The following is a 14,892-nucleotide window of genomic DNA, read 5'->3' on the forward strand; positions in this document are numbered from 1 at the left end:
TGATCTACCGCCCTTCTTTATCCAATCGAACTTGTATTGCCCTTGCGTGGGCTTCCAGCCCTTCATGCCGCGCCAAGGTGATGATCTTCTCGCCGTTCGCGAGCAGCGCGTCCTTGCTATAATGAATCAGACTCGATTTTTTGATAAAATCGTCCACGCTGACCGGCGACGCAAACCGCGCCGTGCCGTTCGTCGGGATAATATGGTTCGGACCGGCAAAATAATCGCCGACCGGCTCCGAGCTGTATGCGCCGATGAAGATCGCTCCGGCGTTTTCCACTTTGCCCAGCACATCCAGCGGCTCGGCGACCATCAGCTCCAAATGCTCGGGAGCCATCCGGTTGATCACGTCTAGCCCTTCCGCCAGCGTATCAACGGTCAGGATCGCGCCGTAGTCGTCGATCGAGCGCTGCGCGATGTCCTTGCGCGGAAGCTCGGCGAGCTGCCGCTCGACTTCGCGCTGCACCGCTTCGGCCAGCCGCTGCGATGTCGTGACGAGAATGGCCGACGCCATTTCGTCATGCTCCGCCTGCGACAGCAGATCGGCGGCGACATAAGCCGCATCGGCCGAATCGTCGGCGAGTACGGCGATTTCCGACGGACCCGCGATGCTGTCGATGTCGACGACGCCGTAAACGCCGCGCTTGGCCAGCGCCACATAGATGTTGCCCGGGCCGCAAATTTTGTCCACCGGCGGAATCGTCGCCGTGCCGTACGCAAGCGCCGCGATCGCCTGAGCGCCGCCAACCCGGTACATTTCCTTGACCCCCGCTTCCGCGGCGGCGACAAGAATGTACGGGTTGATGCCCTCTTGGCCCGCGGTAGCCGGCGGCGTCACCATGACGATTTCCGGCACGCCGGCGACCTGCGCCGGAATGACGTTCATCAGCACCGAAGACGGATAAGCCGCTTTGCCGCCGGGCACATATACGCCGACCCGCTTCAGCGGGCGAATAATCTGCCCGAGCATCGTGCCGTCCGGCTGCAAGTCCATCCACGACCGGCGCAGCTGCTTTTCATGAAAAGCGCGAATATTGGCCGCGGCCTCGCGGATCGCTTCCAAGAACGGCGCTTCCACCTGCGCATAAGCGGCCTGGATTTCATCGTCGGTCACCCGAAGGTTCGTCGTGTCGAGCTTGACCTTGTCGAATTGCTCGGTGTAGCGGAGCAGCGCGGCGTCACCTTCTTGACGCACTGCGCTCAGCACGCGTGATACCGTTTCATTTTGCTCGGGCGATCCGTATTCGACCTCCCGGTTGATTGCAAATTGTGCCGCAGGCATGATCCGCATCGTTGTCGCTTCCCCTCTCATAGGCGCATGCCCCTATCGTTGGAACGTACCCCTATCATTTTAACCGATAAATAATTAATGCCGTGCATGTTGTATATCGTTTATGTTATACGCTATTGATGTTATACGGCCCTTATGTTGTACAACCCTTATGATATACGACCCTTACATTGAATGTCATTCATGTCGGACGCATTCACGTTGAATATCATTCATCTACGAATTGTCTGCCACAATCGTCTGCTGCAGCAAGTCGCACAGCTTCTGGATCGGCTCGTTCTTCATTCGATAGCTGACGCGGTTCGCGATCAGCCGGCTCGTAATGCTGAATATTTGCTCCTGCTCGACGAGCCCGTTCTCGCGGAGCGTCTGTCCGGTTTCGACCATGTCGACGATCCGGTCGGCCAATCCGATCAGCGGCGCCAGCTCGATCGAGCCGTTCAGCTTGATCACTTCAACCTGCTGCCCTTGCTCGCGAAAATATTGCGAAGCCACTCGCGGATATTTCGTAGCGACCCGCGGATGAATGGCCGGCTTCGCGCCAGGCAGCCCGATCACCGACATCCGGCACCGCGCGATGCCCAGATCGAGCAGCTCGTAGACATCCTTATTTTCCTCCATCAGCACGTCTTTGCCGACGATGCCGATATCGGCGACGCCGTATTCGACGAACGTCGGAACGTCCACCGGCTTCGCCATAATGAATTCCATATGGGCATCCTCTACGGGAATAATCAATTTTCGCGAATCGTCAAAATCGGTTGGAATCGGCAGCCCCGCTTTGCGGAACAGCGCCGATGCCTGTTTGTAAATCCGTCCTTTTGGCATGGCTACCTTCAACGTTTGCTGCACCGTGCTGCCTCCTTAAGCTTCAGTTTGAAAAAATGCGAGGATCTCGCCGTATTCGACTCCGAGATAGCGTGTGACGGAGCCTGCTTTCAGCTCGTTCAGCTTCGCTTTCTCCGCTTCGTCGTCAACTCGCGCCGTGACGACCTTAGCGCCTTGCTGGCGCAAGCTTTGCGCCACGCCCAGCGCCTCCGCGCGGTGTTCCGCCGTATAAGCGACAAGCACCGGCAGGATGAACTCGCCCTCCGCATCGCTTGCTACTTCCAGAATGCGCGTCGTCTTGAGCGCAAACCCCGTCGCCGGTGCCGGGCGGCCGAACTGCTCCAGCAGCTTGTCGTAACGGCCGCCGCTGCATACCGGAAAGCCGAGATCGGACGCATATCCTTCGAACGTCATACCCGTATAATAGGTAAAATCGCCGATCATCGTCAAATCGATCAAAACATGCTCGCAAACGCCGTATGCGTCCAGCACGTCCCACACGTCGCACAAGTGGCGAATCGCCGCTTGCGCCGTAGCATGGCTCGTCAGGCTGAGTGCCTGGTCGCATATTTCTTGTCCGCCGCGCAGACGCAGGATGCCTTCCAGTTCCTTGCGCACATGCTCGTCAAGCTGAAGCTCGCCGATTTGCTGACGGTAACCGACATAGTCGCGGTTCAGCAGGCAAGCTTTTAACCCTTCCTGCTCTTCCTCGCGCCCTTGCAGCGTCTCCTCGAACAACCCGTTCAAAAATCCGACGTGTCCGATCGCGATTTTGAACTTGTCTACACCCGCCGCCCGCAGCGTGGCAATCGCAAGCGCCACAACTTCCGCATCCGCTTCGGCCGACGCATCGCCAACAAGCTCAACGCCCGTCTGGAAAAATTCCGCCTCTCGCCCGGCTTCCTCTTCAATCGCCCGGAACACGTTGGCGTGGTACGACAACCGCAGCGGGAAAGACTCTTCCTTTAATAAGGAAGCAACAACGCGTGCGATCGGTCCCGTGACATCGGAACGGAGAACCAACGTTTGCCCTCGATTGTTCAGCAGCTTGAACAGCTTATGGTCCGAAGTCGAGCTCGCCACCCCGACCGTATCGTAAAACTCGATCGTTGGCGTAATCATTTGCCGATATCCCCAACGCTGCATGCAATCCAGCACCTTCGTTTCAATTGCGCGAAGTTTATCCACCGCCACCGGCAAATAATCTTTGAAACCGGCCGGTTTTTCGAACACTTTTGGCTTTGCCACAACATCACCCCGTCAAACACTTTAGTTCATTGCAGTGTTACCATATTACCATACTGCCAAAGTAAAGATATTATTGGTATACTATCACGTTACCAACACCGCGTCAATCCCGACAAGAAACCTTTTCTTCGGTAAAAACGCTTGCTTTATTTGGGATTTTTCTGCCCCTTTTGTCGGTATCCCCTTCACTCAGAAACGGATTCATGCAGCGCCCGTCCTTCAAACATCATCTAAACCATCTTCAATAGTACAGCCATCTTCCAATCATAATTCAAAACGACATATTCCACTATCCATTTGCTTCAGGAAGAGGCACGCTGAGAATTTGCTTCAGGATGAGATCACGCCAGAGAAGATGCCTCTTAGGTTCGGTCGAGCTGCCCGACTTGGGAAATGGCCTCTTGCGAAGTTTCGTTCAAGTTACCTGAGCGAACGGGATATCGACGAAAAGGCCGGAATAATGGAAGCAACGTTGGAAACCAGCCCTTCCCGGGTATGAACATTTTTTCCACAAAGCTTGAAACCTTCTCACATAACAATTCGTCTAATTTTTGTAAATTCCCATATAGAAAAAGGAGAGAACCCCTCGTGAAAAAAGCTATCCCTCTCGTCATTGGCGTCACCCTGTTGGCGACGGCACCCTCGGCGTATGCCGCCGGCCATGCATCACCAGCAGCGGCAGTTGAATCGTCCGCTTCTTCCAAGAAGGAGTCCGTCCCAGACAACGACCGTTCTCCTCAATTTGCCTTCACATACCCTAGCTTCTCAGCAGACGAACCAGTCACGGTCGAGATAACGTCAAATTCGGATGCCGACCGTGCATCCGTAGAGGCTGCGATTCGCAAGTCGATCGTTAGCAGCGATACGTCGCGGACAAAAGTTGATTTTCAATTGGTTTGGAAAAGCGACCGGGAATTTACGGTGTTATTGCCGAAGCTGGCTGACCGCGAAGTGGTACGGTTGGATTTTACCGGAGCTAAAAATAAACGGGGAGTTGCCTTCATTGATCCGACGCAGGTGAACCCGCCGCACGTCACGGTTAAACGTTCATCGTCCGATAAGCCTAATATCGTCACCAAGAACGTTCGAACCGGCCAAGTGAAGCGTTCTGACGCCATGCTCGCCGAGCGGCAATACGGTTCGGATTATAAAGTGAAATCGGTGCTGAAAACAGCCACTAAAGGAGCTGCCGCTACATATGCGCTGCTTTACGGCGCCAAGGGGCACCAGCTTGTCGATCCCGTCAAAGGAACTTCCGTAACCCTACCGCTAGTTTCGGTCAAAGGAAAATCTCCGTTTGCCGATTGGATGTTATATCAAGACGAGTTGTACAGCGATCGATTCTATGAAGGCCATACGTTCATGGTCAAGGGCCATACGGATGTGTACAAGATCGACCTCAAATCCAAAAAGCCGACTCCATTGTGGAGCTCGAAGGACAAACCGATCTATGACATCGCATCCTCCCCGGACGGAACGAAGGTTGCCGTCTTGGTCAGCCACGATACGGCAGCCGGCCCATGGGCAGACCTGCTCGTCTTGGATACGAAGGGCAAAACGGTATACAAACGCTCGAAGGTGTCGTTTACTTCCAAAAGCGACGGCGTGCTCGGCAGCTACCCGATCGCTTGGACGGACAATCGCACGGTTGTAGCGAAGACGGAAATCTCGGTCAAAGACTCGATGAAGCTAGGCTCCCGCTCCGTCGATATCAAGGCGAACAAGGTAAAAGAGCTCGCGGATCAACAAAATGCCGCGGAGAAAAAGGCGCTCTCGAAGGAGCAAACAAACTGGCTTACGTTTTATTGGTCCCCCGACCGGAGCAAGGTTGCCTATGCGGTCCGCAACCAGCTTCTGACGGAGATATGGGTGTATGATACCGCCAAGGGCAAATTCCAGCTTGCGGGGGCGGGGACGTGGATCGGTTGGCTGAACAACGACACGATCGCCATGTATGAACGCGACAGCAACGAAATGCCACAGGTATAACGACGATTCAGATCGCCGTAACTTCGAACCTCATCATCCGATACCGCAGGCTCGAACATGTTACGGACGAATCGCAGGTTCGGACAGCTCAGCCAAGCAACCGTTTCAAACGCCAATCGCCCCGCTCCGGCTCATCGAACCGGAACAGGGCGATTGTTGCTTTGTTTTACTTCATGGCTTCTGGTATGGTTCTGTAAGTTGCGTTTATAAATGATAAACTAGGCCGTCATAAGCCACTTCGATGCCATGCGGCTCAAAAATCTCGGCCAAATCGTCATACTGCAAGCCGATATTATGCGAAAAATGCGTTGCGATCGCCCGGCTGCCTTCATGGAAAATGCCTTTGTCCCGGAACCGCTGCTGCGTCTCGATGACCGCTTCCACATTCATATGGTTCGTGCGGTAAGGCAGATTGCCGTTCGTGCAGTCCAAGATGGCGAGGTCGATCTTCTTGTCTTCGAGCCATGCCCACGTCCGCTCCGGGAACCAGCCCGTATCGTGACCGTACAAAATGTTCTTGCCGTTACGCTGAATGTAGAAGATGTAACACGTTTCCCGCTTGTCATGATCGGCGAGCAGCGGCGTAATCGTTGCCGTCTCCGCTTCGACGGTGACGTACGGCTGCAGCAGCTTGAATTCAAAATGCCGTTCCACCCGCTCGATTCGTTCGCTGCATACGCGAAGCGCCGCGTCATTGCCGTAAATCTTCAGCGGATATTCGATGCCGTGCGCATAAACGGGAAGCCGCATGCTTAAATCTTCGGCATGCAAATGATCGAGGTGCGTATGGGTAAAAAATAACTCCTTCACTTTGCCCAAGTCGATGCCGTCGCGAAGTACGTGATGGTTCGTGTCCGCCGGAAAATCGATTTTAAGCACGTCGTCAATGATTGCGGACGTACGCGTGCGAATGTTCTTCCCGCCAAGCGCCCGCGCTTTGGCACAGTGCTCGCAGCGGCAAAATATAGCCGGAAACCCTTCGGCGGCGGCGGTGCCAAGGAAATGAACCTTGACTGTCGGCTGCTGACTCATAACGGCAATCCCCCTTCATCAATCGAGAAAATATTCTCCAATAAAATTGATTATAGATGAATATACCGCTATTTTATCATCTGCCTATGCCCCCGCCAATGCTTAATATGCAATTCGATATCGGATATTTGTATCGAATTTTTGCATCGATTGTTCGCTTCGCCATACTGTCCTACTGCTTGTTGTGGTCAAGCAATCCCCAGTCCAACACATCCAAGCCGCCGAAGCCCAGCTTTGCTGCAATCTCCGTCCCAAACTCCGTCTGGACCTTTTTCTTCTTGAAGAAGCCTCCATGCTCCTCTACCGGCGAAATGCCCGGTGGGAGCAGCAAATCGACGCCGCCGAAGCCGCACTGGACCTGAATCCGCTCGGAGCCCCGCAGCTCCGTCCAACCGAGCGTTGCACTGCCCAGCGTGATGTGAACATCCGCTTCGCCGGACAGCTCGTTCAAGGAAACGTCCCCGCCTTGCAGCCTGATGTCGACTTTTCGGGAATGGCTCACTCCCGCGACTTCGCCGAATTTGCCGCGGATCGTAACCTCCCCGAAACCTCCGTTCAGAATGACGACGCCTGCCGTAAACGCGATATCTACCTTCACTTCTGCCGGAACATGCACTTCCGTCACGATTTTCCGCGTTTGCCCGTGGCGAAGATACGCCCGCATGTTGCGAGCTTCGATAAGCAACGTATCGTCGACGCGCGCGATCCGATTCGGCAGCAGGTAAGCATCGCCTGAGGAAGCGACCTTGGCTTCCGATACGGCATCAAAATGAATCATCAGGTTTCCGATCGCATGCGCATCTACGCGCAGCACCCCGATTCCATCGGCGTCAACGCTTTGCTCCATATCCGGTTTGGCGAGCGCCTCCGACGGAAAAGTACGTAATGTATTCGGCAAAAGCAAGGTCATTGCTTGTTCCTCCTTCGTATTGTTATTTTTAGCATAAGCCGGATCGCCTTCGGCAGCCATTGTCCTCGGATTGATTTTGCGATACGTCCACAGACGGATATTGATTCCTCCCTAGCGCACTCGCCGCCTTGTTGGTCATTCTGCTCGGAAATGCTAAAATGATAAAAGGAGACAAGCAAGCAACGGGATAAGAGGTGAATGACATGTCAATCAAGCTCGCCATTCTCGGCCTGCTGATGGAGGGCGACAGCTACCCTTACGAGATTGTGCAGATGATGAAGGAGCGGCAAATGCACAACTATGTCAAAATCCAATACGGCACGTTTTATTACGCGATCGATCAATTAAGGAAAGACGAGTATATCGAGCCGGTAGAAGTCGTCAGCGGAGGCACTCGGCCGGACAAAACGATTTACCGCATTACCGAGGACGGAAAGGCATTATTCCACAAGCTGCTGCTGGAACATATGGATGAGGAGCCTAAGATGAACCACCCGATGTTCGTGGCGCTCATCTTCGCTTCGTATGGCGACCAGAAGAAGATCGCGGACATTCTGGAACGCAAAATCGCGGCGCTCGGGAAGCAAGTCATCAAGATGCGGGAATTATACGAGGAGCATGTTGAAATCGCCTCGCGGGCCACGCTGCATACGCTATGGGTCGGCTACGAGCATTCGCTGACGGAGCTGAACTGGCTGAAGCGGCTGTACCAAGAAGCGAAAGCCGGGCGCTTGAACGAAAAGGGCAAGCCGCTTGGCCTGACGCCGTATGAACCGGCCGGTTCGGGGACCTGAACGCGAAGGTTCATTATAGAGGGAGAGAAATGTAAATGATACAGGGCTAAGTTCAACCGAACTTAGCCCTGTATCGGCTTAACGCAAGCAGCGGCCATACGGACGAATAGCTGTGGTAATCCACGTAGAAGCTGCCGGGCAGCGCCGCGCCGGTCGGGTAATGCACCTGCGCCGCCGACCAGCCGCCATCGGCGAGCCGCCGCACGCCGCGCTCAAGCTCCGGCGTCGGCTCGGGCAGCGCCGAGNCGAATAGCTGTGGTAATCCACGTAGAAGCTGCCGGGCAGCGCCGCGCCGGTCGGGTAATGCACCTGCGCCGCCGACCAGCCGCCATCGGCGAGCCGCCGCACGCCGCGCTCAAGCTCCGGCGTCGGCTCGGGCAGCGCCGAGACGAGCGCGTCGACGGCCCAGGCGGTTTGCGACGGCGTGCTGAAGCCGAGCGGCACGTAGCGCCCCGCGGCGTCGCTGCGGCACGACTCGCCCCAGCCGCCGTCGGGGAGCTGGCGCTGTTGCAGCCACTGCGCCGCTTTGCGCACGGCGGGATGCTCCGGCGGGACGCCGACGGCGCATAGGCCGGTTAGCGCGGCCCACGTGCCGTAGAGGTACGCGACGCCCCAGCGGCCGAACCATGAGCCGTCGTCCCGCTGACGGCTCAGCAGCCAGTTCACGCCGCGGCTGACGATCGGGTGGCTCATGCGGAGGCCCGCCGCGCTGCCGAGCATCTCGAGCGTGCGGCCGGTCAAGTCGGCGGTGGACGGGTCGATCGCCGCCCACTCGCCGCCCGGCACAGGCAGCCACGTCAGCACTTGCTTGTCGCTGTTCCGCTCGAAGGCGGCCCAGCCGCCGTCGTCGTTCTGCATCGACAGCACCCAGTTGAGACCGCGGCTCCAGACGGCGTCATACTCCGGTGTGCTGCCGCGCAGCCGGTTGATCACGCGCAGCGCCGCGGTCGAGTCATCGACGTCCGGCTGCATCGTGTTGACGTCGGAGAACCCCCAGCCGCCGGGCAACACGCGCGGGTTGCGCCAGCTCCAGTCGCCGTACCGCTGCTGCTGCCGCGCCAGCAGGTACGCGCCGGTCCGCCGCACAGGCTCGCGCTTCGGATCGACGCCTGCGGCAAGCAGCGCGTGTCCGATCTGCGCCGTATCCCATACGGTCGACGTCGAATTCTGGATGTGGCCGTTCCGGCACGCCATCGTCTTCATGCTGCCGATCGCCTTGACGATCATCGGATCGTCCTGTGGGCGGCCAAGCGCCAGCAGCGCCCAGATCATCCAGACGGACGCTGTGACATAGCTGTAGAGCAGCCCGTTCGGCTCCACCCGCTCCAGCATGTACCGTTCCGCCTTGGCGAGCGCTTCGGCGTGCAGCTTCTCCGGCATATGCCACAACGCTTTGATGCCTTCCTCCAGCTTGCCGAACAAGGAATGGGCGCGCAGCGGAGGCGTCCATCTACGCCCGCCGTGAAGCCCATGGTCCCCGAAACCGGGCGTTTCGCCGGCCTCATCTCCCGCTGCCCACTCGTTTGCGTTTCGCTCACGGCTCCTTGCAGCATAACCGTCTGATTCGCCTGCATCCCCTTCACTTGCATTCCAGCCATATTCCGCTCTTCGTTCCGCGAGCTCCGACAAATCCGGGCCGTCCGGCGTCCGCAGCGTAAACCGCTTATTCGATAAAATAAAGAAAGGCGCCATATAGACGCGCGCGTAAGCGCTAAAATCCTGAAATTTGATCGGCGACAGCTCGGGCAGCAGCAGAACCTCTACAGGCACTGTGAAATGATTGCGCCAAGGGTACTCGCCGCCAACCGCCAGCAGCACCTTGGTCAAAATATCCGTTTCGCGGAGACCTCCTTGGGCCATAATGAAATCCCGGGCCAGCCGCATTTGCGGATCCTCTTTCCGGTAACGCCCCGCATACAGCAAGGCGTAGTACGCCAGCACGGTCGCGGACAAATTGCCGCCCGCCGCCTCATCCTCGTACAGCCGCCATGCGCCGTTCGGCTGCTGCATGTTCGCGACCCGCTCCGCCAGTTTTTCGACAAGATCCTTCTCACTTGCAAGCCCTAGCATCCGCATCAATATGATCATATACGCATCCGTTACGAGACTGCCTTCAAAGCAAAACCGCCACGTCCCGTCGGGCTTCTGCTCCCGCAGCAGCGCCTGCGACAACCGTTCGATTCTCCGTCCGACCGCGGAATGCAGCGTCTCGCGTTCGCGTTCCTCCATCGTCCATCATCCTTATTCGCCCAGGTGGGGTTTTTCCCATTGTATTCAGGCGATCGGAGATCGGTTAAGCGCAGCTTGCGGGAGTTCTACGCGAATGTTCATTAAAAATAAGGTACATAAAACTCAATTCGCCTTCCATTCGTCAAAGGTATAGAGGCTTGCATTTATTTTCCTGATGATTTTTACTAGTACTAATGAAGTTCCGCTACGCCATTTATTTTGTACATAATAAGGAGGCTTCGCGCTGCTCATGTTTCAGCGATTTTCTGCCATTACCCGTTCCAATGCTTTATACGGACTTCTCGCGATTTTTACTTTAGCCCTGATGCTGCGCATTTATTTCGTATTTTACGGCGGACAAAATTTTCTCGAGGGCGACGGAAAAAATTATTTTGCAATGGTAAATCAACTGCTGGACGACAACGTTTACGCTTACAACTCGGAGCAGTCCAACGCACGGGTCACGCCTACGTTCCCGCTATTATTCGCCGCTCTGTTCCAGTTATTCGGAGTTAGCCTCACGCTGGCCAAATGGGTTCACATTCTGCTTGGCGCCCTGACGGTATTTCCCGTCTATTATACGATCAAACCTCGTACCGGCCCGGTTTGGGGGTTGATTGCCGCTGCCGTTGTCGCTGTATACCCTCCGTTCATTTACGGGGCGGGTTTGTTTTTGACGGAAACGGTATTTTTGCTGCTGCTTGCCTGTATTTTTTGGATTTGGACGAAAGTGGAACAAAATGCATCGCATTTGCGTCTAATTGGATGTGCGTTCTTGCTTGTTGCGGCGATCCTGGCTCGCCCCGGCGCGCTGCCGATCGCGGCGGTGATGGTGCTGTTCCTGCTGTGGAACCGGGCTACGCGCCTGAAGGCCGTTTTTTTCGTCCTTTACGTATTCGCCTGGTTCGCGCCATGGACAATTCGCAACATCGTCGTTCTGCATGAATTTACTTTACTCGCCTCCGACAGCGGCAATGCCCTGCTTAGCGGCGCGTATCCTTTTTTCAAAGATCAGGCAAACTGGAAAGAGATGTATGCGCTCGGATTGGACCAAACTTCGTACGGCCTGCGCGTGATTACGAGCGGTTTCAAGAGCGACTTCTGGAACTACGCCGCCTGGTTCACGTACGGCAAGCTCGTTTACCTGTTCAAGCATATGTGGATTAGCGAAACGATGCATTTCCCGCGTATATACCGAATGGGGGCCGTATTGCTTCATTATGGACTGATTTGCTCGGCTCTCGTCACCGTGCCCTGGAAAATGTGGCGCAAGGACATGATCGCTTGGAGTTTTGCCGGCATGCTGGCATTCCAGCTGCTCTTCATCCCTACCGCGCGTTATGCGGTGCCGTTCATGATGATGGCCGCCATGCTTCTTGTCATCGCAGCTTCGGATATGACCCGCCGATATACGCTAGGCAAAACGCCCCAAGTGCCAAGAAAACCGGAAATTAACGCTTGATTTCTTCAACTTAATACAGTTAACTATATCTATGGATAGTGCGCGGACCTTGAAAGCAACTTCCCGAGATTATCGCGAAAGGAAACGACAATGAATTTTAACGATTTGAAAGTGGCCATTATTATTCCGGCATATAATGAAGAAAAAAGTATCGGCGCCGTCGTTCGCACGATTCATTCGCTGCATCCGAACTTTACCGTGCTCGTCATTAATGACGGCTCGGCAGACCGTACGGCAGCCGTCGCAACCGCCGCCGGAGCAAATGTCATTACTTTGCCACAAAATTTGGGCATCGGCGGGGCCGTGCAAACCGGCTATATTTATGCCCACCGCCATGGATACGATATTGCGGTGCAGGTCGATGCGGACGGACAACATAAGCCGGAGGAGCTGGAAAAAGTTCTCGCTCCGCTCGTGCGGGACGAAGCCGATCTAGTTCTCGGCTCCCGATTCGTGGAGAAGACGAGCTACCAGTCTTCGCTTAGCCGCCGGACAGGCATCGTTATTTTGTCCGGACTCGTCAGTTTTTTTGCAAGACAGCCGCTTAAGGACGTAACATCCGGATTCCGCGCCATCAACCGCCGGACGATCGAAATGTTCGCCAAAGATTATTCCACCGATTACCCTGAGGTTGATTCTCTTGTCCTCGTGAAGAAAAAAGGGTTCCGCATCAAGGAAGTTTCGGTCGAAATGGAGCAGCGGGTCGCCGGCACCTCATCGATTACGATGATCAAATCCGGTTATTATATGATCAAAGTGACGTTGTCCATTTTGATGAAGAGCTTTCGCTAGGTAGAGGAGAAACAACATGGAAATCGTTCAAATGCTTTCGATGGTGCTCAGCATCATTTTTGTTCTGGTCGTTCTGCACCTCATCCGCAAAAAATATTTACGCGAGCAATATTCCCTATTGTGGCTGCTGTTCGGATTAAGCATGATCGTCTTATCGATCGGCACGTCCTGGCTGGAATGGCTTGCGCATCTTGTCGACGTCAAATACGCGCCGGCGCTGCTTTTCTTGGTCGGCATTATTTTTTGCCTAGTTCTGATCCTGCATTTGACGGTGGTCGTCTCGAAACTGACGGAGCGGGTCGTTCGGCTCACGCAGGAAATGGCGATATTGAAAAACGAGCAGGAACGGGAACGGCTCCGCAAGAAGGAGAACTGATTCATGTTCGTTTATATTTTGTTAATCATTAACGTATTGCTGCTGCTGACAGGCCAGACAGTTTGGAAAATCGGGCTGGACAAGCTGGGCGGATTGCGGATGGACAACCTGATGCAAGTGTTGTTCTCTCCGCTTATTTTGCTGGGCATCGTCATCTATGGCATAGCCACCGTGCTCTGGCTCGCCGTGCTGTCGCGTCTGCCTCTTAGCATCGCTTATCCGCTGCAAAGCCTTGCGTTCGTGCTCGGCCTTGCGGTCGCCTTCTTCCTGTTCCATGAAGTCGTGCCGCTGAACCGCTGGATCGGCGCGTTGATCATCATTTGCGGCATCGCCGTGCTTAGCTGGAAGTAGCCGCTTTTTTTTTTAGTTTAGGAGGACATGCTTTGAACATCCAAACCATACTCCGCTCCCAAAAAACGATATGGATTTTGTTCGTTCTGATTATGCTGCTGGGGGCATTTTTACGATTCGATTTCGTGAACAACGTAACGCAGAAGGATTCGCACGATACGATCAATTACGATGTCATGGTCAAACAAATCATCGAAAAAGGCATCTACGCCTACAAGGACGAAGTTTCGAACGCCCAAGTCATGCCGGGATTCCCGTTATTTTTGGCGACGATCTACAAAATCGTGGATTACACGGTTCGCGACCCGTTTCCCTACGTCCGTAATGCCCAAGTACTGCTCAGCCTGGTCAGTCTCGCGTTGATCTTCCTTATTGCGCGCAAAGTGGCCGGGGGCTGGGTCGGTCTCGCCGCCATGATGGCTTCCGCCATCTATCCGCCGTTCGTATGGGCTAACGGGGCGATTCTGACGGAAGTGCTGGCGCTGTTCTTCTTCTTGCTGTACATTTATTGGCAGCTTCGCGCCTTGGAAACGGCAACGTGGTACGACTCGCTTATCGCCGGGGCGTTTCTCGGCTGCACCGGGCTTGTCCGCGCCGAATTTCTGCCGGTTATCGTGCCGATTTATTTGTTTTATTGGTTCTGGAAGAAAAAACGCGACTTCTGGAAGCTGCTGCTGATCGGTTGCATCGGCATCGGGGTCGTCATGTCGCCTTGGTGGATTCGCAATCTGGTGACGATGGACAAAATCATCCTGACCGCCACGCAAACAAATCCGTTCACGGCGGGCACATATCCGAACAAAAACTACGAGGACGGCCTCGTCGACCGCCACGGCAAAACGCAGGACGAAGTGGCGCGAGAGCGGCTGCGCATCGGCTTTACGCAGCACACGTGGACGTTCGTGAAGTGGTATACGATCGGCAAGCTGGATTATACGTATTCGCGCATGTATTTCGGCAGCATTCACGGTTCATACAATATCATTCCGAAACCGGACTTATACCATAAAGCGATCATTTGGGTCGGCGTACTCGGACTGATCTTGACGGCCATCCGCTGGCGTCAGCTCATGACGCCGCTCGCCATTATTATCGTCGTTATGTCGCTGCTCCGTCTGCTGTTCGTGCCGGAATACAGGTACAACTACCTGATGATGCCGCTGTTCATTATTATCGACAGCGTTGTCGTGTGCGCCGGCATCAAGCTGCTGTATGGCAAGCTGCGCGGCGGCGCTCGTGCGGCTGTATAACAAGCACGAAGCCGGAACGTGCCGGCCAGGCTGCACAATTAAAGCAGCTCATCGCCGAACGGGACCGGGTTCCAGGTGCGACGTTGGCTCTTGAGGTTGTTTGCTTCATGCAGTTGGTAGCTTCATGCACCTGTTTGCTTCATGCACCTGATTTATACCTCCTGACGGTTGTTGCAGGACTCGGGATGGCTGCTTTAGCGGGTACTCAGAAGTTTCTGGCTGAAATTCAGTAATTATTTTCTGATTTGCTTACGGTAACGTCTGTTAATCATCATATTCAGAACTTATTTTCTGAAATTAAGAAATTTTTAGCTGAAATTCAGAATTAACTTTCTGAATT

13 protein-coding genes and 1 pseudogene are annotated in these 14,892 nt (G+C 54.9%); 7 read left to right on the plus strand and 7 right to left on the minus strand.

The features are described 5' to 3' along the window. Positions 1-4: 4 nt before the first annotated feature. The 3 genes from hisD to AC0LWM_RS06880 all read right to left on the minus strand — a co-directional run bounded on the left by hisD (position 5) and on the right by AC0LWM_RS06880 (position 3,367). Entirely contained in the window at positions 5-1,291 is a 1,287-nt protein-coding gene (gene hisD / locus AC0LWM_RS06870; protein ID WP_474674220.1) for a histidinol dehydrogenase, read from the minus strand. A gap of 216 nt (positions 1,292-1,507) precedes the next feature. Beyond that, positions 1,508-2,143: an ATP phosphoribosyltransferase gene (gene hisG / locus AC0LWM_RS06875; RefSeq protein ID WP_474674165.1), complete on the minus strand. Its 636-nt coding sequence runs from the start codon at positions 2,141-2,143 to the stop codon at positions 1,508-1,510. A gap of 12 nt (positions 2,144-2,155) precedes the next feature. Continuing rightward, positions 2,156-3,367, minus strand: coding sequence for an ATP phosphoribosyltransferase regulatory subunit (locus AC0LWM_RS06880; protein WP_474674166.1), 1,212 nt, complete (start codon positions 3,365-3,367; stop codon positions 2,156-2,158). 588 nt (positions 3,368-3,955) lie between these two features. Here AC0LWM_RS06880 and AC0LWM_RS06885 point away from each other — a divergent pair. Then, positions 3,956-5,356: a hypothetical protein gene (locus tag AC0LWM_RS06885; protein WP_474674167.1), complete on the plus strand. Its 1,401-nt coding sequence runs from the start codon at positions 3,956-3,958 to the stop codon at positions 5,354-5,356. Positions 5,357-5,560: 204 nt separating this feature from the next. On the opposite strand, the gene AC0LWM_RS06890 is transcribed toward AC0LWM_RS06885, so the two are convergent. Together AC0LWM_RS06890 and AC0LWM_RS06895 are read right to left on the minus strand one after the other, a co-directional pair. Continuing rightward, positions 5,561-6,388 (minus strand): MBL fold metallo-hydrolase, encoded by an 828-nt coding sequence (locus tag AC0LWM_RS06890; protein WP_474674168.1) that lies wholly within the window; start codon positions 6,386-6,388, stop codon positions 5,561-5,563. Positions 6,389-6,560: 172 nt separating this feature from the next. Beyond that, positions 6,561-7,298 (minus strand): hypothetical protein, encoded by a 738-nt coding sequence (locus AC0LWM_RS06895; RefSeq protein ID WP_474674169.1) that lies wholly within the window; start codon positions 7,296-7,298, stop codon positions 6,561-6,563. 203 nt (positions 7,299-7,501) lie between these two features. Here AC0LWM_RS06895 and AC0LWM_RS06900 point away from each other — a divergent pair, with 203 nt between their 5' ends. Beyond that, positions 7,502-8,092, plus strand: a complete 591-nt coding sequence (locus AC0LWM_RS06900; protein ID WP_474674170.1) for a PadR family transcriptional regulator — start codon at positions 7,502-7,504, stop codon at positions 8,090-8,092. Between the two features lie 52 nt (positions 8,093-8,144). Here AC0LWM_RS06900 and AC0LWM_RS06905 read toward each other — a convergent pair whose 3' ends face one another. Together AC0LWM_RS06905 and AC0LWM_RS06910 are read right to left on the minus strand one after the other, a co-directional pair. Next, entirely contained in the window at positions 8,145-8,297 is a 153-nt protein-coding gene (locus AC0LWM_RS06905; protein ID WP_474674171.1) for a hypothetical protein, read from the minus strand. 101 nt (positions 8,298-8,398) lie between these two features. Next, a pseudogene (locus AC0LWM_RS06910) lies at positions 8,399-10,321 on the minus strand (terpene cyclase/mutase family protein); the annotation flags it as partial. 250 nt (positions 10,322-10,571) lie between these two features. On the opposite strand from AC0LWM_RS06910, the gene AC0LWM_RS06915 reads away from it, so the two are divergent. From AC0LWM_RS06915 to AC0LWM_RS06935, 5 genes are all read left to right on the plus strand, one after another. Beyond that, the gene (locus AC0LWM_RS06915) at positions 10,572-11,783 is read left to right on the plus strand and encodes an ArnT family glycosyltransferase (protein ID WP_474674172.1); all 1,212 of its coding nucleotides are present in this window, start codon (positions 10,572-10,574) and stop codon (positions 11,781-11,783) included. 90 nt (positions 11,784-11,873) lie between these two features. Continuing rightward, a complete protein-coding gene (locus tag AC0LWM_RS06920) occupies positions 11,874-12,575 on the plus strand; it encodes a glycosyltransferase family 2 protein (RefSeq protein WP_474674173.1) in 702 nt (233 codons plus the stop codon). 16 nt (positions 12,576-12,591) lie between these two features. Beyond that, positions 12,592-12,951, plus strand: a complete 360-nt coding sequence (locus tag AC0LWM_RS06925) for a DUF2304 domain-containing protein (RefSeq protein WP_474674174.1) — start codon at positions 12,592-12,594, stop codon at positions 12,949-12,951. 3 nt (positions 12,952-12,954) lie between these two features. After that, the gene (locus tag AC0LWM_RS06930; protein ID WP_474674175.1) at positions 12,955-13,302 is read left to right on the plus strand and encodes an EamA family transporter; all 348 of its coding nucleotides are present in this window, start codon (positions 12,955-12,957) and stop codon (positions 13,300-13,302) included. 32 nt (positions 13,303-13,334) lie between these two features. After that, positions 13,335-14,552 carry an ArnT family glycosyltransferase gene (locus tag AC0LWM_RS06935; protein WP_474674176.1) on the plus strand — a complete coding sequence of 406 codons (1,218 nt, stop codon included), beginning with the start codon at positions 13,335-13,337 and terminating at the stop codon, positions 14,550-14,552. The last annotated feature ends 340 nt before the right edge of the window (positions 14,553-14,892 follow it).

The organism is Paenibacillus sp. sgz302148 (assembly GCF_056120465.1).

What these genes read in the sequence shown, in the direction of transcription:
- hisD (WP_474674220.1), bottom strand. Translation starts at nt 1,291, where the DNA reads ATGCGGATCATGCCTGCGGCACAATTTGCAATCAACCGGGAGGTCGAA.
- AC0LWM_RS06890 (WP_474674168.1), bottom strand. Translation starts at nt 6,388, where the DNA reads ATGAGTCAGCAGCCGACAGTCAAGGTTCATTTCCTTGGCACCGCCGCC.
- AC0LWM_RS06895 (WP_474674169.1), bottom strand. Translation starts at nt 7,298, where the DNA reads ATGACCTTGCTTTTGCCGAATACATTACGTACTTTTCCGTCGGAGGCG.
- AC0LWM_RS06900 (WP_474674170.1), top strand. Translation starts at nt 7,502, where the DNA reads ATGTCAATCAAGCTCGCCATTCTCGGCCTGCTGATGGAGGGCGACAGC.
- AC0LWM_RS06915 (WP_474674172.1), top strand. Translation starts at nt 10,572, where the DNA reads ATGTTTCAGCGATTTTCTGCCATTACCCGTTCCAATGCTTTATACGGA.
- AC0LWM_RS06920 (WP_474674173.1), top strand. Translation starts at nt 11,874, where the DNA reads ATGAATTTTAACGATTTGAAAGTGGCCATTATTATTCCGGCATATAAT.
- AC0LWM_RS06925 (WP_474674174.1), top strand. Translation starts at nt 12,592, where the DNA reads ATGGAAATCGTTCAAATGCTTTCGATGGTGCTCAGCATCATTTTTGTT.
- AC0LWM_RS06930 (WP_474674175.1), top strand. Translation starts at nt 12,955, where the DNA reads ATGTTCGTTTATATTTTGTTAATCATTAACGTATTGCTGCTGCTGACA.